The sequence below is a fragment of the Nostoc sp. genome, assembly GCF_036917195.1.
In the GTDB taxonomy this organism is placed as follows: domain Bacteria; phylum Cyanobacteriota; class Cyanobacteriia; order Cyanobacteriales; family Nostocaceae; genus Nostoc.
On the sequence record NZ_JBALDG010000084.1, the window covers coordinates 1 to 24,438 of the forward strand.

General features: G+C 40.3%; 27 protein-coding genes and 3 pseudogenes. 20 read left to right on the forward strand and 10 right to left on the reverse strand.

Going from position 1 to position 24,438, the window contains the following annotated elements:
- Nucleotides 1-187, reverse strand: a pseudogene (locus V7K40_RS29480) (hypothetical protein); the annotation flags it as partial.
- Between the two features lie 120 nt (nt 188-307).
- Between V7K40_RS29480 and V7K40_RS29485 the strand changes: the two are divergent.
- The 10 genes from V7K40_RS29485 (at nt 308) to V7K40_RS29530 (ending at nt 7,921) form a co-directional block, all read left to right on the forward strand.
- Nucleotides 308-637, forward strand: coding sequence for a hypothetical protein (locus V7K40_RS29485; RefSeq protein WP_334966090.1), 330 nt, complete (start codon nt 308-310; stop codon nt 635-637).
- Nucleotides 627-986 carry a hypothetical protein gene (locus V7K40_RS29490; RefSeq protein ID WP_334966092.1) on the forward strand — a complete coding sequence of 120 codons (360 nt, stop codon included), beginning with the start codon at nt 627-629 and terminating at the stop codon, nt 984-986. The genes V7K40_RS29485 and V7K40_RS29490 overlap by 11 nt, the downstream gene beginning before the upstream one ends.
- On the forward strand, nt 973-1,611 hold the full coding sequence (locus tag V7K40_RS29495; RefSeq protein WP_334966094.1) for a discoidin domain-containing protein: 639 nt from the start codon (nt 973-975) through the stop codon (nt 1,609-1,611). Before V7K40_RS29490 ends, V7K40_RS29495 begins: the two co-directional genes overlap by 14 nt.
- A gap of 90 nt (nt 1,612-1,701) precedes the next feature.
- Nucleotides 1,702-2,274, forward strand: a complete 573-nt coding sequence (locus tag V7K40_RS29500) for a hypothetical protein (protein ID WP_334966096.1) — start codon at nt 1,702-1,704, stop codon at nt 2,272-2,274.
- A 1-nt stretch (nt 2,275) separates the two neighbouring features.
- Complete coding sequence (locus V7K40_RS29505) at nt 2,276-5,140, forward strand: hypothetical protein (protein WP_334966098.1); 2,865 nt, start codon at nt 2,276-2,278, stop codon at nt 5,138-5,140.
- Between the two features lie 3 nt (nt 5,141-5,143).
- The gene (locus tag V7K40_RS29510) at nt 5,144-5,998 is read left to right on the forward strand and encodes a hypothetical protein (protein WP_334966100.1); all 855 of its coding nucleotides are present in this window, start codon (nt 5,144-5,146) and stop codon (nt 5,996-5,998) included.
- A 411-nt stretch (nt 5,999-6,409) separates the two neighbouring features.
- Entirely contained in the window at nt 6,410-6,766 is a 357-nt protein-coding gene (locus V7K40_RS29515; RefSeq protein WP_334966102.1) for a hypothetical protein, read from the forward strand.
- A gap of 100 nt (nt 6,767-6,866) precedes the next feature.
- Nucleotides 6,867-7,088, forward strand: coding sequence for a hypothetical protein (locus V7K40_RS29520; RefSeq protein ID WP_334966104.1), 222 nt, complete (start codon nt 6,867-6,869; stop codon nt 7,086-7,088).
- 36 nt (nt 7,089-7,124) lie between these two features.
- Nucleotides 7,125-7,526 (forward strand): hypothetical protein, encoded by a 402-nt coding sequence (locus tag V7K40_RS29525; RefSeq protein WP_334966106.1) that lies wholly within the window; start codon nt 7,125-7,127, stop codon nt 7,524-7,526.
- 29 nt (nt 7,527-7,555) lie between these two features.
- Nucleotides 7,556-7,921: a hypothetical protein gene (locus V7K40_RS29530; protein WP_334966108.1), complete on the forward strand. Its 366-nt coding sequence runs from the start codon at nt 7,556-7,558 to the stop codon at nt 7,919-7,921.
- A gap of 831 nt (nt 7,922-8,752) precedes the next feature.
- On the opposite strand, the gene V7K40_RS29535 is transcribed toward V7K40_RS29530, so the two are convergent.
- Nucleotides 8,753-9,010, reverse strand: coding sequence for a hypothetical protein (locus V7K40_RS29535; protein ID WP_334966110.1), 258 nt, complete (start codon nt 9,008-9,010; stop codon nt 8,753-8,755).
- A gap of 48 nt (nt 9,011-9,058) precedes the next feature.
- Complete coding sequence (locus tag V7K40_RS29540; protein WP_334966112.1) at nt 9,059-9,397, reverse strand: ABC transporter substrate-binding protein; 339 nt, start codon at nt 9,395-9,397, stop codon at nt 9,059-9,061.
- A gap of 420 nt (nt 9,398-9,817) precedes the next feature.
- Here V7K40_RS29540 and V7K40_RS29545 point away from each other — a divergent pair, with 420 nt between their 5' ends.
- From V7K40_RS29545 to V7K40_RS29555, 3 genes are all read left to right on the forward strand, one after another.
- Nucleotides 9,818-10,834: a potassium channel protein gene (locus V7K40_RS29545; RefSeq protein ID WP_334966114.1), complete on the forward strand. Its 1,017-nt coding sequence runs from the start codon at nt 9,818-9,820 to the stop codon at nt 10,832-10,834.
- Between the two features lie 53 nt (nt 10,835-10,887).
- Nucleotides 10,888-10,971: a helix-turn-helix domain-containing protein gene (locus V7K40_RS29550; RefSeq protein ID WP_334966138.1), complete on the forward strand. Its 84-nt coding sequence runs from the start codon at nt 10,888-10,890 to the stop codon at nt 10,969-10,971.
- Nucleotides 10,972-11,258: 287 nt separating this feature from the next.
- The gene (locus V7K40_RS29555) at nt 11,259-11,477 is read left to right on the forward strand and encodes a hypothetical protein (protein WP_334966116.1); all 219 of its coding nucleotides are present in this window, start codon (nt 11,259-11,261) and stop codon (nt 11,475-11,477) included.
- Between the two features lie 49 nt (nt 11,478-11,526).
- Here V7K40_RS29555 and V7K40_RS29560 read toward each other — a convergent pair.
- The 4 genes and pseudogenes from V7K40_RS29560 to V7K40_RS29575 form a co-directional block, all read right to left on the reverse strand.
- Nucleotides 11,527-12,465, reverse strand: a pseudogene (locus V7K40_RS29560) (DUF3445 domain-containing protein).
- Between the two features lie 166 nt (nt 12,466-12,631).
- Nucleotides 12,632-13,189, reverse strand: coding sequence for a methylmalonic aciduria and homocystinuria type D protein (locus tag V7K40_RS29565; RefSeq protein WP_334966118.1), 558 nt, complete (start codon nt 13,187-13,189; stop codon nt 12,632-12,634).
- Between the two features lie 453 nt (nt 13,190-13,642).
- Nucleotides 13,643-13,849: a glycogen debranching protein gene (locus V7K40_RS29570; RefSeq protein ID WP_229498956.1), complete on the reverse strand. Its 207-nt coding sequence runs from the start codon at nt 13,847-13,849 to the stop codon at nt 13,643-13,645.
- Between the two features lie 153 nt (nt 13,850-14,002).
- Nucleotides 14,003-14,143: pseudogene (locus tag V7K40_RS29575) on the reverse strand (MotA/TolQ/ExbB proton channel family protein); the annotation flags it as partial.
- A gap of 348 nt (nt 14,144-14,491) precedes the next feature.
- On the opposite strand from V7K40_RS29575, the gene V7K40_RS29580 reads away from it, so the two are divergent.
- From V7K40_RS29580 to V7K40_RS29590, 3 genes are all read left to right on the forward strand, one after another.
- The gene (locus V7K40_RS29580) at nt 14,492-14,848 is read left to right on the forward strand and encodes a PadR family transcriptional regulator (protein ID WP_334966120.1); all 357 of its coding nucleotides are present in this window, start codon (nt 14,492-14,494) and stop codon (nt 14,846-14,848) included.
- Complete coding sequence (locus tag V7K40_RS29585; RefSeq protein ID WP_334966122.1) at nt 14,787-15,320, forward strand: hypothetical protein; 534 nt, start codon at nt 14,787-14,789, stop codon at nt 15,318-15,320. Before V7K40_RS29580 ends, V7K40_RS29585 begins: the two co-directional genes overlap by 62 nt.
- Before the next feature lie 447 nt (nt 15,321-15,767).
- Nucleotides 15,768-15,992 (forward strand): hypothetical protein, encoded by a 225-nt coding sequence (locus V7K40_RS29590; RefSeq protein WP_334966124.1) that lies wholly within the window; start codon nt 15,768-15,770, stop codon nt 15,990-15,992.
- 17 nt (nt 15,993-16,009) lie between these two features.
- On the opposite strand, the gene rsmH is transcribed toward V7K40_RS29590, so the two are convergent.
- Entirely contained in the window at nt 16,010-16,894 is an 885-nt protein-coding gene (gene rsmH, locus V7K40_RS29595) for a 16S rRNA (cytosine(1402)-N(4))-methyltransferase RsmH (protein ID WP_334966125.1), read from the reverse strand.
- Between the two features lie 171 nt (nt 16,895-17,065).
- Nucleotides 17,066-18,517 carry a M48 family metalloprotease gene (locus V7K40_RS29600; protein WP_334966140.1) on the reverse strand — a complete coding sequence of 484 codons (1,452 nt, stop codon included), beginning with the start codon at nt 18,515-18,517 and terminating at the stop codon, nt 17,066-17,068.
- Between the two features lie 142 nt (nt 18,518-18,659).
- Between V7K40_RS29600 and V7K40_RS29605 the strand changes: the two genes are divergently transcribed.
- The 4 genes from V7K40_RS29605 (at nt 18,660) to V7K40_RS29620 (ending at nt 24,120) form a co-directional block, all read left to right on the forward strand.
- Entirely contained in the window at nt 18,660-18,782 is a 123-nt protein-coding gene (locus tag V7K40_RS29605; protein ID WP_334966127.1) for a hypothetical protein, read from the forward strand.
- 477 nt (nt 18,783-19,259) lie between these two features.
- Complete coding sequence (locus tag V7K40_RS29610; protein ID WP_334966130.1) at nt 19,260-20,444, forward strand: NAD(P)H-quinone oxidoreductase subunit H; 1,185 nt, start codon at nt 19,260-19,262, stop codon at nt 20,442-20,444.
- A gap of 256 nt (nt 20,445-20,700) precedes the next feature.
- Entirely contained in the window at nt 20,701-21,654 is a 954-nt protein-coding gene (locus V7K40_RS29615; protein WP_334966132.1) for a phospholipase D-like domain-containing protein, read from the forward strand.
- Nucleotides 21,655-21,687: 33 nt separating this feature from the next.
- A complete protein-coding gene (locus V7K40_RS29620) occupies nt 21,688-24,120 on the forward strand; it encodes a DEAD/DEAH box helicase (protein ID WP_334966134.1) in 2,433 nt (810 codons plus the stop codon).
- Nucleotides 24,121-24,224: 104 nt separating this feature from the next.
- On the opposite strand, the gene V7K40_RS29625 is transcribed toward V7K40_RS29620, so the two are convergent.
- Nucleotides 24,225-24,438, reverse strand: a 214-nt coding sequence (locus V7K40_RS29625) for a hypothetical protein (RefSeq protein WP_334966136.1), incomplete at its 5' end; no start/stop codon positions are given.

The window sequence follows — 24,438 nt, forward strand, 5'->3', positions numbered from 1 at the left end:
TATACTTATCAGTTTTGATTTGTTTTCTGATTTTGACAAAATCACTATCTGAAATAACCGCAGCTTTTCCACGTCTGTTAATCTTTGTCATATATGGAAAACCGAAATTTATATGTTCCGCTTTTACCTCTGAATCAGGTAAAAGCGGAATTATCTCAACATTTACTATTAGCAAATAGTCGCTCAATCTTATTTCTGGCAAGGGACACACGGCATCCGTGAATATTCCACTTCTACATAAAACTGGAACATTTACTTATTTTTAAATCAACCATACAACGGATTTATCACTCCATTAATCCGTCATATGCCAGAACTAACTTTACAGCAGGTATTTGGTGCTAATGCAACGCAAGACGCTACAACAATCACTATTAAAAAGTCAGACTTGCCACGACTAACCGCTTCTGTAACCAACACAGCAGAGGCATTGTTCACAGGCATTTTATTGCAAGGTCAATCAGTACTTATTAAATCGACATTTGATACCAACCTGGATCAAAGCATTTATGTCGAGAAAGGTTACCCAGGATTCACTTTTCGTGGTACCAACAACGATTCATATCGAGTTGACACACTGACTGTTAATCTTGCAAAACCTGACAACGAAGGAGTCATTGATCCTAATGACTATTAATCTTCAGTCATTATCCCTTGCCGATTTGTTTGGTAAGGGAGCAACTCAAACATCTGACGTATTGGTTATTCAAAAAAGTTCATTGGTGCGTTTAACGCCACTACCAAATAACACTGCTGAAAGTCTGCTTGTTGCAATACTTATCACAGCATTACCAGCATTCTCTGGCAGCATCACAACAGAAAACGGTGACGTGTTGACTGATGAAACGGGTCAAAGTATTGACTATGACAATTTAGAAGCTTTTGAATATCTAAAAATTATCAAGTGGATGCCGTTTCAAATAGTACGCAACAATCAGAAGTACATCAACAATCAAATTATCGTGTTCTTATATGACCGAAATTAGACATCTTGCTATCACAAAAACCGTTGCTGACGCTGCTGATTTGTTGGTGATGCAAAATCCCACGACGGGTGAAACATATAACATCAAAATGTCAGATTTTTTGGCTGGTTTATCTAGTAGCACTGGCACAGGCAATACTAGTGGTGGTAACAATACTATCAATAGATGTCTTAACAGCAATGGTGGTACTATAATAGCTTCAAGTACTTATTACAATGACCCTTCGTTTTCGGCTAATTCCATTATTAATGGAGATCGTAAAGGCAATGGCTGGGGTAGTGGTGGAGGTTGGAATTCAGGAGGAAGCTTGCCACAATGGGTAGTAATTGATTTTGGTGCTTCCTATAGCATCTCGAAAGTAAATATCTTCACTATACAAGATGCTTATGGTAGTCCTTCAGAGCCAACGCTAGACATGACCTTCTCTGCTTATGGTATAACAGCTTTTGACGTTCAGTGTTGGTATGGATCTGCATGGACGACAGTTAAAAGCTTTACCGGAAATAATAAAGTTTGGACACAGGCAATTTTTTCTCCTGTTACTACTGACAAAATAAGGATTTATATCACTGCCGCGATTGATGGTAATGCTAATGCTCGTTTAATCGAAGTAGAGGCATACTAATAAAGTGTCATTTTTAGTGATATAAAATATGTCATTATTTTTGACACTTCTTCAAACATACCCAAATACAATGTTTCAACAATAGCAGAAATGTCATACTGCAACATAGGTGATACACCGAAAGTATATGTTGAGTTCAACGGACAAAATAAGCAAACTTATGAACCTAAGATAAGTCCAATAGATGTCAGTAGTGAAGATTACTACCCAGATGGTATTAACTACTCACCGACGGGTTATCAAATAAGTTTTTACTCTCCCAATAACGGCATAAGACTAGCGGTAGTAGCAAGAAATTTTGTTATTCATGACAGGGGTAGCATCTATTCTTCTATCGATATTCAACTGTGCGGTCAAGATGACTTTACAATAAACTATGCAAATATTGATCCATCTACACTTGTCATCAATACAGCTATTACTTGTGGCAATTCAAAACCACGTACAAAAAAAACAAAAATACACATAAAAAAAGCTGGTGAGTCATCCGATTTATTTACAGTTTTTGGCGATTATCCTGGCACTTTTCAAGTAGCGTGCAATGCTAGATGTCCTGATGGTTTTTGTGAGTGCCCGTCACTCGGTTACCCAGGATATTGTTGTCTTGATTGTCGTGCAATTGCATCCGAATTACGCTCTATTACTAATAGTTTGAGGTCATAAAATGGCAGATAGTTGTGCGGAGTTATCAGCCGAGATTGCTGCATTACGTAACGAGATATCTGGCAAGTTTTCAAAAATTGAAAATAAAGAAAGTGTCTTAGAAAATAAAGAAAATGAGCTAGAGCGCAGGTTTAACGCATTTAAGCAACTTACTGAAAATGATATTGAGTTAATAGCACACCATATCATCAATACCGAAGTAAACCCAAAAATTCAACAGGTGGATTACAGGGTTAACACCGTTTCAGATGTAGCTTCATCCGCCAAAACTACCGCTACAAATACCGCCGCAAAGGTTAGCACATTTGAAAGCACTTTAAAACAAATGCAAGATGCTTTGAGCGAAGTGCGTAGTATTGCAAATACCGCGAAGTCAGTAGCTACTGAATCTAAGGCAGAGTCAAGAATAGCGAAAACGCAAGCTGACTATAGTGTATCTGAGTCAGTGCAAGCCAAACGTGATGCACGCGCAGCACAAGTTAAAGCTGACAGAAGCATCAACATAGCAGATAACGCTGACGTTAGAGCAGGTAGGGCAGAAAACCACGCGGGAACTGCCACAAAAGTAGCAAATAGTGCTTTTGACAAGGCTGCGATCGCAGAACAAAAAGCAGCAGCAATGGAAGCACAAGCTGCGAAAGCGTTTGCAAAGCTCAAGCAAGTTGAGGACATAGCTCAATCAGCACTCAAAGAGTCAGAGCTAGCCAAAGGATTGTCCAACCAAGCAAAAAGCGATGCAAGTGGTGCATCGTCGACAGCGAAGACGGCATCAACGGAAGCAAAAGCCGCATCAAGTGAAGCAAAAGAAGCAAAAGGATTAATACAAGGCATTAAAGATACTGTGGGTAAAATTGGCGGTCAAGTGTCAGCACTAGAATCTCGTGTTGCAAACCTTGCTGGTAAAGTAGGTGAGGCATTGGCGCAAGCGGGGGAAGCCTTAGGTATTAGTCGCGCAGCACAAGCGAAAGCACTGACAGCATTTGGCAAAGCACTAGAAGCTTTCGCCTTGGCGCTCAACATTGCCACGGCAATCGCTGACGTTATCAATACACTACAAACACTACGAACACTTGGCGCTCGCATTGATGCCCTAGAAGATGGGCTAGATAGGCTTGGAAATTTTATTTCTGGCATTTTGGGGCAGTTACTGGGAATAAAAAACCACATAGCACGAGTGGAGGGCATTGCAGGTAGTGCCCAATCAATTGCAATAGAAGCAAGAAACGCAGTAGGTGGTGCGGTTAATTTAGCAACTCAAGCCGAAGGCACTGCTACTAGTGCGGTGGGTTTAGCCAATACAGCGCAAAGCATAGCAATGTCAGCTATCAACAAAGTAGAGCAGGTCAAGGTCACTGCAACTAATGCCCTCACTAAGGCGACACAAGCTGAAAGTTTCGCCACAACAGCACAAACAACTGCTGTGGCAGCACAAAGCACAGCTACAACTGCCAACACAGTAGCTCATCAAGCTGAAACGAAGGCGACTGTTGCTGACAATCATGCTACAGAAGCTTCTACCAAAGCTGATAAAGCGAAAGCATTTGCGGAAGAGGTGGGCAAAAAAGCAACCACAGCACTTGAAACAGCACTCACGGCACTTGCGCTTTATCAGGGACTTAAAGCACTGCGAGGGTTGCGAGGCTTACCTGGGCGCGACGGACGCAATGGCATTGACGGCAGACCGGGTAAAGACGGTGTAACAACCATTATTCAAGCACCAGGTACACCGGGTAGGCAGGGTGACCCTGGCAAACCAGGTATTAGCGGCTTACCCGGTAGAAACGGCAGAAATGGAATTGATGGAAGACCTGGGAGGGATGGAAGAGACGTGAATCCAGCAGATTTAGCAGGCTTGAGAGCATTTATAGCGGCACAGCACGCACAAACTAGAGCAGCTGGCACGGCACTACACACAGCAACAAGAACTTTCATTTTGACCCCGATCATGGCGGTCATCACACCAATACTTGTTATATGTCAGAAAATATTTGACATTGTGAGCAAGTTCACTGATGCGGCGCAGCTAGCGTTACTCAATATTATCAACAATAAGTTAGGGAAACAAGTTACAGGTGGTTTGAGCGGTTTTATCGAACAAATTGCAAAAAATACATATCTCGAAAAAGCTTTAACTGTTTTGACTTTCGCCGCAACGATGCATAACGCTTTAATGTTAAGCAATAATCTCGGACAAACATTGATTGCGATCATAGATCAAGTGACTGGTTTCATATTACCCAAAGGAATTGATGGCACTCCCATTAGCTTTAGTGATTCTCTTGGAAAAGCTGTGCATTTAGTAATTGAAAGTACTATCGGTGAAGAAAACTACAAAGAACTAAGTGAGGATTGGCAAAAATTAAATCGCATCTATCAAGCGGCATCAAACGTTTTCAATCAGGTTACTCAACTAGGCGGGTTAATCACAACTGGCTTAGAAGTTGTTGGCGGTAATATCGGTAAGATAGGGAACGCGCTCAGAAAAGGTGGAGTGCTATTAGAAAACGCCTATGGGTATATGAATCCCCAGCCGAATCTTCAAGGTAAATTCTTCACTTTTATGGACACGGCTAATGAAAAATTGAGTTCTATTGCCGCAGTCGTTGCTATCCCCATTGCTTTTAAGGAAGTATTAGGCGGTATCAATAGTAGTACGGCTGATTTAAAAAGAGAGATATCGCAAACTGATCCAAAAGATGAGCACGGCAATCCAGTTAAAGATAAAGATGGTAATATTGTCCATTACAAGCCAGGTGTAGAAGTTCCCACGCCAGTAGTTGAAGAAGCCAAGGGAGAACAGGCAAAAGCAGATTCTACAAACTTTGTTGCATTAGTATTAGAAGACATTTTTGATGGAGGTGATTAAGAAATGCCTTCAATTACTCCAGCACAACCACCTGAAGATAAGTTACCTGATAATTTTGACCCGTTTGAACATTTGCAAAAAATTTACATTCCTCAGCACAACGCAGCTGTAGCACATTACTTTAAGGACTTACCAACTGATTGGAAACCAAATATAGCAACGGCTCGTAGTAGCCTTAGAGTTGCTTGTACGATGCTAGATAATGACAATCAACTAATGATGAACTTAAGGCATCATTTATTATTTGATTTGTTAGGGTATGGAAGAAGTCAATTAGGGGTTGTTTACGGTATCCCTGCACAACAGTTTCAAGAATCAGTTGAGGGTAAGCCACAAATTTTTCTGTACTTCTCTCAAGATGCCGCCAGCGTTGCACAAGGTGAAAAGAAAGTAGAAGCCGAATATAGCTTTCGGATAATGGATGAAACACCAGCTACAATGACACCAATCAAAGCTATAGCAATAGCTCACAAAGTCAAGGAACAATTTGTTTCTAGTGGACAAGGTGTAGTATTCACCAAAGGAAAAAACATCTACAAGTATTACGATGAAGAACACGGCTACAGATTGCAAGTCTACGGTAATACTGAGGCTGATACACAAGATATTATTACCCGACTTCTCAAATGTCAAAGTGTACTATATGACGAAAATAGACTAGTAATTAGTACTCCCAAAAAAGCATCAATTACTAGCCAAACAGATACGCAAGTGGTATATGGTAAAAAAAAGAAAAAACCTCGATATCGACCTGTAGCGAATGTGCGCTTTAGGTATGCTTATATGTATTTGCGGGGTAATGAAAGACCCATTTATCTAGTTGATACAACTGGACGACATTATGATGCACTTGTTTAAAAGAAAAAAACATATTTTTACTGAAAATCTATTAGAGCAATTGAGAATGAGTTTCTCTCAAGATTAATCGAGTCAAAGCAAAATATATCGTTACTCTTTGGAAATTATTTATGTTAGTTGAATGACAGAATTCAAGGAAACTAAAAAATCTGGAATTTTGACGTTAGTGCTGGCTGTTTCAGCTCAAGCTAACTTTATCCAACCTAAATAATCAGTATTTTCATCTAAATCTCAAATAAGGTTTAGTTGACTATTTAAGTGATTTTAAGTAATTGCTGATTTGTTCGAAATTAACCAATAATTCAAAAAAATTAATTACGTTTAACTAAAACCGGAACCCTTAAGGGTTCCTTACAGAGATTTAAGCGTGAAAAGCTTGATAAAACTGGATTACAAACGAAAAAAGTAATTATGGCAAATACAAGGCAAACTTACTATATTTCAATAGGAACTGGAATCGCTTTTAAATTTTCTGGTACTAAGACTATTTACACTACCCCAGTCTGTACCTTACTTGGTATCTCAACGACAGCCCCTGCTAATGCAAAAATTTTTAGTGGCAGTGCTAGCACTTATGGTATTAGCAAAGTTCGTGTTAAGTATGTCAAAACTGGTACTGCGGGAAGTGACACTGCGGTTTACGCTACTGGAAACGTTCTCGTTGCACCCGCAAAGCTAGAAGATGCTTTAGCAGGACTGGCTGGGCAAAATTACAAAGGCAAAGATATTACTGAAGCCTATCTAGCTCGTAGGAGAATCTTTGTCTAAGTTGAGAGCCATTTGTTAGCTCTACTGCTAAGTTAGACTTTCAGCTTTCTGTCTTTCAAAACATAAAAGACACTTGCTCTAATACAAAAAAAGGGACTTTATGGCAAAGTTTGTTATCTCTGTTAATGATGCTGATGACGAATTAAAGGGTTATCACTCTTCTACTACTGCTAGTGATGGGCTGCTTGTCGAGGATTTGAATGAGGCTAACATTTACTTGACTAAGGCTGAGGCTAGGACTATAGCCGGTCGTTACCAAGCACTAAATCCTGATAATGATGTTTCTGTCAAAGAGGTTGCAGTAACTGTGAAACTGACATAAATCTTTTTCACAACATAGTGATAGAGGTAGAATTCGATGACGCTTAATTGGTCACTGGTGCATAGCAGCCATACAAATATTAACGGCAACAGTTCAGAAATCTCTATCACTCCAGCACTTACAGGTAAATATATTATTGTATTTACTGATAGTCTTGGCGCTAATCCTGCATGGTATAAAGCAGGATACTTACTACCTTGTTTTGACAATAATACTATCGGTAAAGTCTATGGGAGAAGCAAGTTTGTAGCCTTGAGAAGGCACACTTTTATCAAGCTTACTGATTGGGAGTTTCTCAATTATTTTGCATTTAAGCCTGTTTCTTGGTTAGTGGATATTCAGATAAAAATTTGGAGTACAGCCGACTACGCGGTATACGATCAGGATGACCGAGTAGAGGACAGGTTAAACGAAATCTATAGTATCTTGCAAAATTGATATCTTTATTGCTGACTTAAAACAAAGATGTGAAATTTGATATTAATCTAGCCGGCTTGGCACTTTCCTTCATTGTTGCCGCATCAGGTTGGTTTTTTCGCTGGAATGACAAACAAAAATTTGAAAGACAGCAAGCTAGTCTTGAAAGACAGCAGGCTATTACTCAAGCAGAAGCTGCTGCTGAAAAAAAGGTAAATGAGGCACGCGATTTTAATCACCTTTTAGGTAATCAAAAGCAAATCTCACAAGGTATCACTTTGGGGTTTAAGGATATTGAGGAAGGTCTCACTTCGGGGCTTGAGGGTATTGAGGAACGAATAGAACATCTTCGGGAACTAATGCTTAAAATCGAAGCTTATCTAATTCGCAACCAAGGCACTAATTACCGTGAGTAACTCTGGGGATTCAAGGTAATCGAAATTTAGGTCAGTACGAGTAAGAGTTATCATTAGAGAAATCTACGCCAGTAACCTTCAATACAATTTCGTCTGCTACAGAGCGCTTTACTTGACAATTAAGCAAGTATCTGTGAATTTCATACACTCGCCATTTGCATTCCCATAGTTCTTGTGCTTTTTGCAATGCTTTGGTTTTTGTCATTATTGGGGATTCCTTTTAGGCTAACGCTTATATAACCTCAAACGCTTGGCGGTGGTGAAAAAAAACTTTGTTACTCAACACTTGAGTAATAGGCAGTTTGCGTAGGCGCAGCCCATCGTAGGCATCGCAAGTCTTGGGTAGAGTCCAGTCCAGGGGTTTTCTCACTAATGTCCAAGCCTGACTCGTTGCTAGCCTGCGGTTTTAATGGCGCTAAGACACATGAGGAAATTCCCCTTGCTGTGTGCGGGAAAACTCCAAGGGAGCTAAGTACAGCATTTCATTAATTCGTAGCGAATTAAATTTGGCAATCCCTTGCAATGCCAATGCGTCGGGATACATTGTTAATGCGTCCCCCTGCAATGCCAATGCGTCGGCAGCATTGTTAATGCATCCCCTTACAATGCCAATACATCCCGATACAATGTTAATGCGTCGGCCGCATTATTAATGTGTCCCTTTACAATGCCAATGCATCGGGATGCATTAAAAACGCTACGCTTTTACGCAAAAAGGAATAATCATTAAGTGCAAGTTTACGAAGAATTGGTATAAGAGAGTTGGAAGTTATTCAGGGTGAGCTATACGAATTATGAATTAGTTATGATGCCTTAAATCTCTGGTTGGAATTATTTTTCTGTGATTTTCAGTTCATCAATATTCCAAAAAGTTTGCCCCAAGGCAGAAAACTTGATGGGATTGACACGTTCACGCACCGTTTGAAACGAGATTGGATTCACAAGGCAGAATATCGGCAACTGTTCAGTAACGATTTGCTGAAATCTGTCATAAATCGCCTTACGCTTGCTCTGGTCTAGTTCTTTGAATCCGGCGCCAAAAAGACTGTCAATTTCTCTCTCCCATTCAGAAACTACCCATCCTTGCAATGGGGGTTTTCCTGGTAGAGCACCTTGGTTGAACTGATGAAATGAGCCTTAACTAGTCCAAAATAAAGATAGAAGATTAGATTCAACATCTGCACCGTCAACACCAAACGCACCGACATAACAATCCCAATCTCGACGAGAGAGAAGCTTTTGCAACACTATGTTAAAACTGACTACCTGTATATCTGCTTTGAAACCAATTTGACTGAGGTCTTGTTGGATTTGAACTGCGGCATCGATTCTTGATTGCTCTTCTGATTTCACCAAGAGATTGAATTGCACCCGATTTCCATCTTGGTCTAACAGTTCTTTTTGGGAGTTGTACCTAGTCAGTAACCCGAAAAATTCTGCGTTAGCGTTCGCGCAGCGTCTCGTAGAGAAGCTCACCGCGCAGGAAGCGTATCGCCTACAGTGGGCGCTCTGGTGTAGTGACCTGCAATAGCTGATTTTTACCAAAAAAACCGTATTGCTTAATACAGTTTTTTTGATAATTCTTTTGGGCTTGTATTATCAGTAAAGCTAATAAATTAATCGAAGAAGTAATACCAACATTCTCTTTGAAATATACGGTATATCAAGGCTTTTACTGCCTTTTTGCATAAGTCCTGGTAAAGTTAAAGATAATTATTTTAAGTCTTAGAAGTATTGAGTTTGGACTATTAGTTTGGATAACTTGTAGTTTAAATGTACTAAAAAGGACGAGTGGTATAAAGTTTAGTAGAAAACTAAAAAAAGTAGGCTAAAAGTACTATTGTTACGTCATTCTCAACACTTGAGCAAAAATATCAACGTATCCAAAAGGAGTTAATGGCTGGGGCGATCGCTCTCGGCGGTGTTTTCTTCATTGGCACTTTGTGGTACTGGTTAGTAGAGGGCTGGTCATGGGAAGATGCAGCTTACATGACAGTCATCACTTTAGCGACTGTGGGATATGGAGAGACGCACCCACTGGGTAGCCGAGGACGGTTATTTACAATTGCCCTGATTTTGTTGGGTGTAGTTAATATTGGTTACATTGTCAACAGATTTACAGAAGCGATCATTCAAGGCTACTTTCAAGAAGGAATTCGGCTACAGCAACAGAGGCGGTTAATGGAATCCCTGTCAGAACATTACATCATCTGTGGATTTAGTCGGACTGGTCGTCAAATTGCCAAGGAATTTCGGGCAGAAGGTGTACTTTTTGTGGTGATTGATTCGGAGATGGAATCTATACAAAGGGCGCAGTTGGAAGGTTACACTGCATACCAAGGTGACGCTACCCTAGATGATACACTCCTGAAAGTTGGTATTGAAAGAGCGACTTGTATCGTTGCAGCACTTCCTTCAGATGCCGAAAATTTATATATTGTTTTATCAGCAAAAACACTGAATACAGGAATTCGAGCGATCGCCCGCGCAAGTACAGAAGAAGCTTTGCAGAAGTTACAACGCGGTGGTGCAGATGAAGTGATATCCCCCTATATTACTGGTGGGAAACGCATGGCTGCTGCGGCTCTCAGACCCCAAGTATTGGACTTTGTAGACGGGATTTTGACAGGTGCAGACCGCCAATTGTATATGGAAGAATTTTTACTCGATCCGATTTTTTGTCCCTTTGTTGGTCAAACTTTACAAAAAGCGAGATTGCGATCGCAAACTGGGGCATTAGTTCTGGCAATTCGCCGCCTTGATGGGACTTTAATTGGTGGCCCTACTGGTGATACAGTTTTAATGTCAGGAGATCGGCTAATTGGGATGGGTACAGCCGAACAGTTGCGTGACCTTAACCAAATTCTCGGCCCAATTGGTTCTCAGAAATTGCGTAAACCTAAGAATAGTTGATGCTATACCAATTCTCCCAAATAAAGGTATAAATGCAAAAGGTGAAATATAACATGTACACAGCAGTTAAGGTCAGAATCTACCCCACAAATAAACAAGAATCATATCTTCCTCAGTCTTTTGGCAATACGCGATGATTGTGAAATTACCCCTTTTATGTAACTCTCAGAAAACAATAATCAAAGCAATATTTTGAGACTTTGATTTAATCAAGCTTTAAACCTTTATTTTCTAACAGTAATTAAAATTTATAGCCAAAAGCTGAAAAGTCCAGTTCCAAAATACTTTCAGTGATTGCATTATTCTACTGTGATAGAAGAGGGATAGCCTTTCTTCAGCCAATAGGTTCACCGCTGCGTAGCTCTTAGATAATTCCTGTAGACAAAAAGTAATAAGATTTAGTATTGAAAAAATAAGTATTGATATGAATACAAATTTAGAAGAATTCTCATATCTATGGAATAGTCCAGAATCGAATTGGGCACTGTTACAATTCAATGCCTCACCTTCAGAAAAAGAACCAAGATATTTAATTGTGAACACGAAAACTAAGCACGCTTTGCTAGTTTCCGATGATACTTTGTATCAGCATTTAAAAGAAACTATGCTTGAAAAAAGAGTTCGCATTGTCTCAGCTTTATGATTTTGATAATATCATTATAGTTTTTAGCACATCTTTTGATACATTACGCTTAACTCAGCCACTGCAAAATATTAGCTTTACTCTCTGCGAAGCCTTTATAAACTAGAAACTCAGGTGTTATGGATTCGATTGCCTCATTGAGCTTAGATCGTCACACTGGATCTTGTTTGACTACGCCACAATCTTTAAAATAAGTACGAATAGTAAACAGCGCTGCTTCATACTCCGGTAGTCCCCAAATTACTTGGCGCTCAATTCGCAGATAAAGCTGGGAATGCTGTGAATCCAAGCTTCTACCTTGCCATTCACTAACTGACACATCAGGCGGTGGTTCAGGATGATGGTTGAGGCGGGTGTCAGTACTCAAACCCCAAGCAAAGCGCACCATTGGTCTGTGGGTAATCATTGCATGAGCGATCGCATCTCCTCGCCGATTAATTTTTTCCATACCTGCCACAGGTGCATGTATAGTAGCAAAGTCTTTACCAATTTTCTCCTCAGCTGACCAGTGGTTAGGATAGCAGAGATGAACTGCACTCAGCCAGTTTTTACCATCAGCAGAACGGCACATAATTGTCAGGTCTTCTTGTACCTGCGTTGCAAGTGCATCAAGAGTAGAGGCGTAAGCTGGAACAACTGAACTACCTTCAACTTGCTGTAACTGCAATGCATCTAAATAGAGAGTTTCTTTGGTAAGTTGGCTGTGGAATTTCAGGGTGTTATCTATTGACTTTTGGCAGTTAAAGTGCCGTGGGTGTTCTTGGGTGAGGAGATTGATTATCAGATGAGCGATGGCACCTGCCACAGCCTGAGAATAATTGTAGGTTTGGTAGTACTTGCTCAACCGTTCCGCACGAGCTAAAAGTTTAATCTGACGGTAGTAGGCAAAATTATCATCAATTTGAAATACCTGCTGATCAGCCTGAGTGTTACCCAAACAGGAACCAAAAGGCATCATCCCCGGCTTGATTTCATAGCGTCCACTCATGAGAGGGAAGTAGCAAGCCGCACTATTAGAGGCTTCGACTGTCCTAGCTTCTTGGAAGAAGTTGTCTGGAGACACAGATTTTATGATACTTGTTTTTTATTCTCCTCATTTCCAATATATATGAAGGGATGAGGGGAAGCAGGGAGAAATAACCAATGACAAATGATTAATAATCAATTTCTTTCCACCCATGCATACCTGCTATACCTTTTGTAACCCATTCGATCGCAATTGGGAGAGCTTCTGATATCAAAATGCTAGGATAAACTGCTGCACCCCAGTCGGGATGCATTAGCACACGGCATTGATTTTTAATCACTGGATAGTTGAGCAAAGCTTTGACAACTGCTGTGTCATCATGGGGAATTGCTCCAGGATGAGACAGTAAAGGATAGCCTGTACGAGGGTCGATTAGGTCTGTTAAATAGCCGCGATCGCGCAGATTAAATGCTAAATCGCAGCCAAATCTCATAAACTTTTCTCGCAAGCGTTCTTTCTCTGTCTCTACTTCTGCCGTCTTTTCGACTAGTTGATAACGCGATTGCTGTAAGACAATCACTACTCGTAAAAATGGCTGCCGTTTCCAATCTGGTAATATCCGTTCGCAGTTGGCACAGATATATTGACTGGGAGCATGAATTGAAATTTGAACCGCTTGTCCCCTTTCGTCAACTAAATTAATGGGACAGGCTTGCTTTGAAGTGTAAACTCTGGGATAGTTCACTAAATTGGTTCGGTTTTGGCAAATTTTTTAATTTAATCTACGGTATAGATGATAACTCTTAAAAGTTCCAAAAAATCATCAATTTTCTTTAATATATTACTTTTTTTGGAAGCAGTTGTTAATAATTTGAGAATTTTAATCCGAATTTTATCCTTCATTAACCTCTTCTAATAGGATTTGCTGCGATCGCTGTAGGTATTGGCATAGGTGCAGCCTGTGGTAGAGAAGCAATCGCTGATGAAATATGTTCGATCAAAATCCCAAAAAATGACCTCCATCTTAGACGATTTGCATCTCAAACCAAAATGGTCTACCTGTCAGCAAAGCAGGACTAAACAGCCATCTGGTGAAGCAAAGCGCCTCAGAGTTTCGCCAAAGGCAAGCAGAAAAAAAAGATAATCGTGTCTCTTTGGAGATGGTTAAGCTATGCAGCATACTTTCGATAGCACCCAATTAATTGAGTTTTAAAGAATTCACCGGCACTTCATCCCAAGAATCGACTGTCCGCAATTGCGCTACCCAACCTGCTGCCTTTTGCGTCTCGGTCAAATTATTCTCAAAGGAATCATGACAATCTTTGGCTTGAGATTCATTACAAGTGGCAATACAGGCATGAATCATCCCAGACGGATCAATTTGCTCATTTACCCAAATAGTCATAGAGTATTCCTTCAAAAACTTTAGCGAAAAAAGCTATTCGTTATTTTAGAACACTATTAGAGTTGAAAATTGGAGAGTAAAATCAGTAACAAGTAGTGAACTAATCCCAATTACCGATTACTAATTTACAATTACCTAGTTCCGCTTCTATCTGCTAGGCACAGCACTAATTACATTATCAAGGCGATAAAGCCGTAGCACCTCTGGCACCACCTTGTTTTGCCGATTATTTATCCTTACCCAAAAGCTGATACGTTCGATAATCAGCGCCACTGCTAACAAGGAGAATCCCAGTAGAGGCTAGATGACCACGCCACCTGCTGTAAACAGATTGCTAATTTCCATCTACTCTTTTTTAACTTTTCAACAGCGCTAGGTTAACAGATCGTTGTTTGAGCGGAGTTGATATCATTTCCCAAAAGGAATTGCCCTGCAAGTTTTAAAGTGTTACCAGCAAGTACGGCTTGCCCAAGCTGCATAGATGTTTGACAGCAATTATCAAATTTATAAGATATACTGTGTTTAAGATAAAAGTCTCGCTGCTTTGTTACAAAAGTCGTAACAGCGAGTAGGCTCGTTGCTCCATAATAGGGGTCGTAACAACGAGAAATATCTAAGTACATACATACGGGAGTAAGTAGAATGGTATTGAAAACTACAAACCAAATACTTAACAAAGGTTCAACCAATGCCCAAGTTTCACCACGAGAAGAAATCGTATTGCTCGCACTCTACAACAAAGAACTCTATGGTCTGCAAATTCCGCAGGCTATGGAAGAGGCTAGCGGCGGTAATACTAAGATGGGGATTGGCACCCTTTACCCTGTTCTCCATTCTTTGGAAAAGAAAGGGCTTGTCGAATCCCGTTGGGGAGATGAAGGGCGTGAAGAACGAGGTGGAGCAAGACGACGCTATTACAAACTTACAGGTAGCGGCGTTGCGACTCTCGAAGCCGTCCAGTCTTTCCGCTCCAACTTACTTATCTGGCAGCCCAGTTAGTGGAACAGCAGGCACAGAAATTGAAGATAACGATTGGGAATTTGCTATTAAAGAAATTCAACTCAAGACACAACACCTTGATGTCATAACATCTTTAAAATCAGAGGAAGTGATAAAAGTTGTAGAAGAGTTGAAAGCTCAGAAAGTGCTGAACGATTTAGAAGACTTAGTAGAAAATCTAGAGAAGTTTTCTAAGTTAAACAAGAGATTACGCAAGTATAAAAAATCTGATCCTGCTGAAACTTGGGCTAGTAGATGGATAGCTTCCCCAATTGCTTACCTCTTCCCCCCAGAACGACGTGAAGAATGGCTAGGGGATTTGTACGAAGTGAATTGGGAGATGCTGCACAAAGACTATCCTTGTTGGCTGGTTAATCTTAATAATATTTGGAAAACTGTCATCCTGGTGATTTCTGCTTTAAAAATCAGGCTGTCAGATTTATTCTCACTAGCTAAACTCAAGAGCAAGTAGAGGAAAATGCATTCTCAAGAATGGCGTAGAGTAATTTAGCACTACGCTATTTCTCTTTAATCTATTTTGTTCTCTTGAAGATGTCCCTCTCAGTGCATTCTTACTTTTCCATGACTTACGCACACTCTACGAATTCTTCTCTATGAGACGCTGCGCGATGGTGCTCTTGGCGTTTTGGCGGTTCGATAAATTAAGCTTTTTAGCGATTTTTGCGTAAGTCATGTGAGAATTTCTTTTTAGCAGTAACTTTAATAAATGTAAAGGAGTTCAGACTATTCCTACACCAAAACAAAAAACACAGTACTACATATTGTGCTGCTGGTTCACTAAGCTTTACTTGCCTATTAATATCGTTCGTATAGATGAACGGACAAAAAATCTATTCTTCTTGGCAGGTGAGGAAAATATTATAGAGATATACCCTAATGGTTAATGGAGATATATAGGATGAGCAAGCCTAATTTTCATGCAATGAGTCAGAAAGAGTTACATGATTACGTTCTTGCTCATCGGGAAGATCAGGAAGCCTTCTACGCTTATGTGGATAAGCTGCATGTTGAGGGTAATTGGATTGAAATGCCAGCGTTACAGTCAGAACAGGATTTAGAAAATTATCCTAAGTTCATTGAGCGTATTCGCAGCAGTTCTGAGTCAGGAGATGGAGCAGTTTAACGTTGCATTCATTGTAGTTACAGCAGCTTTTGGGCTATCCTCAGTTTGGCCGATCGCGATCGCATATTTCTCTGAATTTCCTCTTCTTGTGCAATAATTGGCTTTTTTGTCAATACCTTTAATAAAGGTGAATTTCTTAAACCATGCTTCACCGGGCGGTCTTCCAGACTATGGAAACTGATAATCGCAATTCTACCGCCAGGAACAAGCGCATTTGGTGCTTTATCCAAAAAGGTTTCTAGGGATTTTAACTCATCGTTGACGACAATTCGCAGAGCTTGAAAAACACGGGTAGCGGGGTGAATTCTCCCATAACGGTATTTCGGGGGAACAGAGGAAGCGATCGCCTCAGCCAATTCTGTAGTCGTGTGCAACGGACGGCGTTCGACAATGCGACGAGCAATGCGCCGCGATAATCTCTCTTCACCGTACTTAAAGAAAATATCTGCTAAATCCGCTTCATCCCAATTATTGATCACATCAGCAGCAGTTAGCGATCGCCCTCGATCCATTCGCATATCCAAATTTGCAGCTTGACGAAAGCTAAAACCCCTTTCTGCACGATCTAAATGGTAAGAACTCACCCCCAAATCGGCTAAAATACCGTCGAAAGTATTAGGGGTAAACTCGTAGGCAGCAAAGTTGCTATAAATAAATTGTACGCGATCGCCAAACTCTGCTAATTCTTTCCTCGCTGCTGCTAAAGCATCCTCATCTTGGTCAATCGCGGTTAATTTTACATCTGGTGCAGCTGCTAAAATCAAACGGCTGTGACCACCACCGCCTACCGTCGTATCAAGATAATGACCTCCTGGAGATACCGCTAGACCTGCAATTACTTCCTGCGGTAACACTGGTAGATGAGAAAATATCGGTTCTTCGATAGGTAGCTGACGATTCATGAGACTTAGGGCAAAAAACCACAGATGAACTTTAATTATGTATTCTTTTGTTTGTGTCTTTGTAGTTCCTAGCTAAAAAATAGTTTTTAAACCACTAAGACACAAAAGAAAATATCATAAACTCAACACTCAGCGTTAGCTTTGAATGTTGAGCTTTAAGCATCTATAGTGCTATTTTTTACCTTTCTTTTTGTAAATTATTGAATTTGGTATCCGTTTTAGTTTTTTCTCCATATTTAAATGGTTATTTAAAATAAAAATGAATACATTTCCGAAAAATTCGTTTTCCTCTAACAAGCTGTTTATAATCTTGGAATGATCGGCTTCATGAATACCTTCTAAAAAGCTCACTTTTCGCTTCAAAGCGAGAACGTAAAATGGTTGCTCAGGAAAAAATTGCATATTTTTTTGCACTAAGTAAGCAGTTATTATCTGCGGATGATGAGAAAACTGCTGACGAAGCTTATTTACCTCTATATCTGAGAGAGTATGAGATTCAAATTTATCATTTTCTCTCACATGAGAACGCTCTTGATCTGCTTTCAAAATTAATTCATGATAATTTACGGCACGTTCTTGATAAGATTTTGCTTCATTACTTTTTCCTTGTTGTTCAAGAAAATAGCAAATTGTCTGACAACCTTCTATGATTATACTTGAGTCTTGCTCTATTGCTCTTTCAATGTATTCTATTCCGGTTGTATCCTGTTTATTTAATAATATTTGACCTAGTAAATAATTAGCTGAGGCGTGGTGAGCATCACGATGAATAATTTCTTGTAATAGTGGTATAACTGCTTCTTCACCATCAAACTCAAATGTTAAAAAGGCTCGTTGAGTAGCTTCATCTAAAGTAAGCTGTTGTGTTTTTGCTTTTTGATTTAAATCTTTTAAAGTAGCTATTGATTGTTGAAATTCAGCATATTTTTGTCGCCAAGGTGTTGCTATTTCTTCTCGCCAAGCTTGACTAAAATGTGCGATAAATTTTTCTAACCTATTTCCCAATAATTTTTGAGCAGCACTGATTTCAATTGGTGCAAATATAGCTAATTCCTGCTGAGGATTGAAGATGTATCCTAAGGCTTTTAGTCTATCTGTCAGACAAGGATGAGTATCAGCATTATTAGTTTTTTTTGTTAAAGCTTCCATTAAATAACTACTTGTTATTTCCTGATGAAGTCTCTGACTTAAAGCCTGTTGCATAGCCATATAAGTCATTTTTGGTGGTTCGATTTCTGTTTCAATATGTTTATAGATGCTAGACCAAAAATATCTTTCTATAAATTTAGCTTTGACCTCCACATTTATCAAAGCTTCAGCAGTATTTTGTTCTCCCGTTAGCTCAACGGCACATCTATCTGCTTCATATTCATCCATCCGTGCCAACACAAAAGAATAGGCATTAAAAAACGGGCTGTACCATGTCAAAAACCGAGCAAAAATTAACGATGATACTTCATTTCCACCTTGTCGTAACCCTTTAATAATGCGATACCATGTTTCACGTTGGCGATAAATCCAACCACTAAAACGGCTGTGATTTCCTGATAAATGTCCTAGTTCATGGGCTAAGACAGCACGAAATTGTTCGGGTGGCAGTGCTAGCATGAGCGGTAGACCCACAATTAAGTAATTTTGCTGCCATCCCAGCAAACTTAAGCGTGGTCTTTGGACAACCCCTGCATTAAAATCGTTGGTCAGCAGGATGTGGTGAAACCGTGGAGCTTGTAGCTTCGATGAGATTTCGCTAATTAAAGAATAGAGATTGGGTACATCCTTGGGTTGTAATGGTAAACCTGTAGGTGGGGGAAAAGAAACCCATAGCGATCGCACTAACACCAATGCGAACGCCAGCAAAAACAGAACACCTTTTACAGATGAGGCATGAATTGACTGAGCCTTAAGCATCAAAAAGATAATACCTACCAACAGAGTCAACGTTACAACTAGAACCAAAAATATATATGCGTACCCTAAAGTAGCCAAAAAACCAACATGCAATTTATAAAGATGCGGTTGTTTATTTGCAAAAACTTCTAACTTCTGAATTAGCTTATCAAAACGCTCTTGATTGAAAGTCATAGATATGTATCAGCCTCATAAAACTGTAATATAACTGACACAATATCTCTATGACTTACGTAAAAACTCATAAATCATTGGGCATTATGCATTGGGCATTGTCCCCTTGTCACAGCGCGATGAGGTGAAAAAAATCCGATGCCTCAATTAAGTGGATATCGAGCTTCCATATAATAGTTGAAGAAGTGCAACAAACTGAAACATTCTGGTTGGCATCTAAGCGGTTCAATTGAAAATTTTCCTTTGGCACGCTACACGAACAAAACAGGAGAACACGAAATCTATGACCAGACTAGAAACCCGCACTGAACCTATGGTGCTAAACATGGGGCCACACCACCCCTCAATGCACGGGGTTCTGCGGCTAATCATGACTCTGGATGGCGAGGATGTCGTTGACTGTGAACCGGTCATCGGCTACCTGCACAGGGGAATGGAAAAAATTGCTGAGAACCGGACTAATGTAATGTACGTCCCTTACGTTAGTCGGTGGGACTACGCTGCGGGAATGTTCAACGAAGCCGTCACCGTCAACGCCCCAGAAAAGCTTGCAGGTGTTGCTGTCCCCAAACGTGCTAGCTACATCCGCGTCATCATGCTGGAGTTGAACCGCATCGCTAACCACTTACTGTGGTTTGGCCCCTTCCTAGCTGACGTGGGCGCTCAAACTCCCTTCTTCTACCAATTTCGGGAACGGGAGATGATTTATGATTTGTGGGAAGCCGCTACAGGCTATCGGATGGTGAATAATAACTACTTCCGCGTTGGTGGAGTAGCAGCTGATTTACCTTACGGTTGGGTAGACAAGTGTCTGGAATTCTGCGACTACTTAGTACCCAAAGTTGATGAGTATGAACGCTTAGTAACCGATAACCCGATCTTCCGCCGACGTGTTGAGGGTATTGGGACTGTCACCCGTGAAGAAGCAATCAACTGGGGACTTTCTGGCCCAATGTTACGCGCATCTGGCGTCAAATGGGATTTGCGGAAAGTTGACCATTACGAATGCTACGACGATTTCGACTGGGATGTACAGTGGGAAACCGCCGGTGATTGCTTTGCCCGTTACGTGGTGCGGATGCGGGAAATGCGCGAATCTGTGAAAATTATTCGCCAAGCAATTAAAGGACTTCCTGGCGGCCCTTACGAAAATCTGGAAGCCAAGCGTTTAGCCGCAGGTAAAAAATCAGAGTGGGACGCATTTGATTACCAATTCATCGGTAAAAAAGTTTCCCCCACTTTCAAAATTCCCAAGGGTGAAATTTACTCTCGTGTAGAAAGTGGCAAAGGTGAATTGGGAATTTATTTAGTTGGGGAGGATAATGTCTTCCCTGCACGGTGGAAGATTCGTGCCGCAGATTTTAACAACCTTCAGATTGTCCCCCATTTACTGCGGGGCATGAAGGTTGCAGATATCGTGGTGATTCTCGGCAGTGTTGACGTAATCATGGGGTCTGTGGATAGGTAGAAATATATTTATCTAAATTCTTTTTTAGAGCAGTTGTATTTCAGTGCAACTGCTCTATTTTTTACAGTTCAAAGTATTTCTTTCTTCTCTCCTTGGCGTTCTTGGCAACTTGGCGGTTCGATTAATTAAAGTCAATTTTTTTACGAACTGCCAAGAACGCCAAGAATTTGTAGAGCATCGCACCCTTCACAAATCTGGCTGGAAAAATTTTTTACTCATATAACAGATGTACGAAATATTTATAGAGTTTTAAATAATGCCTCGCATTTTTGACAACATTGATTTACAACTACTACCGATTTTACGAGAAACCCTCAAAATCTCTTATCGGGCAGATTTTTGCGTTGGCTACTTCAACCTTAGAGGTTGGCGAAGAATTGATGATTTAATCGAACAGTATGTTGGTAGTGAAAATACTTGTTGCCGTTTGCTAATTGGGATGCAAAGCTTGCCAAGTGATGAAGTTCATGCAGCATTTACCCTTGTTAGTAGTGATGGACGGATTGATAACAGTAGCATCGTGCGGTTGAAAAAACGCATGGCGGCGGAATTTCGCAAGCAGTTGACTATCGGTGCGCCGACTAATCAGGATGAAGCGGGGTTACAGCGCTTAAGTTATCAGCTAAAAACACAGAAACTAATTATTAAACTGTTTCTCCGTCATCCTCTCCACGCCAAGTTATATCTTGTGCATCGCCATGACCCTAACACCCCGACAGTGGGATTCTTGGGTAGTAGTAATTTAACCCTTCCAGGACTAGCGAAACAAGGGGAGTTAAATGTTGATATTTTAGACCACGATGCTTGCAATAAGCTGCAAAAGTGGTTTAGCGATCGCTGGCAAGATTACGGTTGTGTAGATATTTCCCAAGAACTGGCAGAAATTATTGATCAGAGTTGGGCAAGAGTTGAGTTAATCTCACCTTACTACATCTATTTAAAGATAGCTTACCACTTGTCTCATGAAGCGATCGCTGGACTTTCAGAATTTCGCATCCCCCGCGAATTTAATAACTTATTTGATTTTCAAAAAGCCGCCGTGCAGCTAGCAGCACGTCATGTAATTAGGCGTGGCGGCGTGTTAGTCGGCGATGTGGTTGGTTTAGGTAAAACCCTAGTTGGAACCGCCCTTGCCAAGATATTACAAGAAGATTGTTTTTTAGAAACACTGATTATTTGCCCAAAAAACTTGGTGCCAATGTGGCAATAATATAAAGATAACTATCGGCTACTTGCGGAAGTTATGCCAATTAGTCAAGTACAAAATAAATTACCAAAACTCCGCCGCTACCGAGTTGTGTTAATTGATGAAAGTCATAACTTACGTAACCGCGAAGGTAAACGTTATCGAGCGATTACAGAATATATTACAGCTAACGAAAGTAAATGTATTTTATTATCTGCTACTCCTTACAATAAAAATTATATTGACCTTTCCGCCCAACAGCGGCTATTTGTGCCAGAAGACCAAAATTTGGGATTAAGACCAGAAGCTTTAATTAATGAACTTGGTGGCAGTTCTGTAGGAGAATTAGAGTTTATTAGAAAGCATCAATGTTCTGTACGTTCTTTAGCTGCCTTTGAGAAAAGCGAACACCCTGATGACTGGCGAGAATTAATGAAGCGTTACATGGTGCGACGCACTCGCTCTTTTATTAAAGATAATTATGTTCACACAGATGAAACAGGGCGTAAATATTTAGAATTTTCTGATAAGAGACGTTCTTATTTTCCCCAGCGTATACCTCGTAGTCTCAAGTTTCCTCTAGAAGATTCTAACACTGACTTTTATTCTCGCCTTTACTCTGAATTAGTAGTAGAAGTAATTAATCAACTTAATTTACCTCGTTATGGGCTAGGAAATTACGTTATTGCTAAACACAAGCAACTGCCTACAGACACCGAACAACGCTTTATTAATAGTTTATTTCGTGGTGGTAGGAGGTTAATGGGTTTTTCTCGCACTAATTTGTTTAAGCGTTTAGAAAGTAGTGGAGTTGCTTTTATCCAATCAATTGAACGCCACATTTTACGGAACTTCATTTATTTATATGCCCTAGAGCAAGGGCTTGATATTCCGATTGGAACTCAAGAGGCTGAGTTATTAGATACAAGTAATAATGATGAAGATGCTGATTCTGTGGCAGCAGCTTTGTTTGATACAGAAACAGAAGAAGATTCTACTGTTTCACTGCAAGTAGAGAGAGAAGTAACTCCTTTTTCTAATGAAGAAGAAAAGGTATCTAAAACAGAAAAAGTCTTTCGTCAAAGAGCAGAGTCAATTTTCCAAGAATATACAACTCGATATCAACGACGATTTAAGTGGTTGCGTTCGACACTTTTTGACATTAAAAAACTGAAACGGGATTTATTAGAAGATGCCAAAGCACTTATTAATGTCCTGCAACAGTGTGGCGAGTGGAATTCTCAAAAGGATGAAAAACTTGCTGCTTTAATCAAACTGTTAACAATAACTCACCCTAAAGATAAAGTACTAATTTTCACTCAGTTTGCCGATACAGTCCGCTACCTTGCAGATAATTTGCAGTCAAGTCATATTATTAATGTGGCAGGGGTGACAGGTCAATCTCAAGACCCTACAGTAATCACAGGAAGATTTAGCCCTGTGAGTAATGGAAAACGGGAGCAAATTTCATCATCAAATGAGTTGCGGGTTTTAATAGCCACAGATGTTCTTAGTGAAGGTCATAATTTGCAAGACTGTGCAATTATCGTCAATTGGGATTTACCTTGGGCAATTATTCGCTTAATTCAACGCGCTGGACGAGTAGACCGCATTGGACAAAATGCTGACCAAATTCTCTGTTATTCTTTTTTACCAGCCGAGGGAGTAGAACGGATTATTAATTTACGCGGGCGACTCCGCAAACGACTGCAAGAAAATGCTGAAGTGGTGGGAACTGATGAAGCATTTTTTGAAGATGATGATGCACGAGTAATTCTCGACCTCTACAACGAAAAATCTGGAGTTTTAGATGGTGAAGAAGATACAGAAGTTGACTTGACCTCAGAAGCGTTTCAAATTTGGAAAAAAGCCACTGATGGTAATCCGGGCTTGAAAAAAACGATTGAGGAAATGCAAAATGTGGTTTATTCTACCCGCGCCCATACTCCGCAACCTGTGCAACCGGATGGGGTATTGCTTTATATGAAAACCACTGAGGGAAATGATTCTTTAATTTATGTTGACCGCGATGGAAATAGCGTTACTCAATCACAATTAGCGGTTCTTCGAGTGGCGGCGTGTGAAGAATCCACCCCAGCAATACCCAGAGACAAACAGCATCACGAGTTAGTTAAAAAGGGTGCTGAATTGATTGCTGAAGAAGAGAAAAATGCAGGCGGTCAATTGGGACGACCATCAGGTGCAAGGTTCCGCACTTATGAACGACTGAAGAGTTATGTTCAACAGATGAAAGGAACACTATTTGTCAGCGAAGAACTTTTAAAAGCAATTGATGAGATTTACCGTTATCCTTTGCGACAATCAGCCATTGATACTCTTAATCGCCAACTGAGAAGCGGCATTAATAATCAGCAGTTGGCTGAGTTAGTAGTGGCGCTACGGATGGATGACCGTTTGTGTATTGTAACAGAAGAACTGGAGAAGCGAGAACCTGAGATTATTTGTTCTTTGGGTTTATTCGAGGAGTAGCGGTATGTGTAAAGTGTGTTATGGCGTAGCGTAACGCACCCTAAAATACTTAACATTAAATTAGCAAAACCCAATAAAGCTTTGATATTGTTGGGTTTCGTTCCTCAACCCAACCTACGCCTTGCGTAAAATACTGAAATGAGAAAGCAAACTGGGGTTTGAATAAGTAAAAGCTTGTTTTGCTTGCGGAAAACACTAAAATGAGAAAGCAAAAGCTTGTTTAGCTTGTGGAAAACACCAAAATTAGAAAGTAAAAGCTTGTTTTGAAGAAGCAAAAGCTTGTTTTGCTTGTGGAAAACACCAAAATTAGAAAGTAAA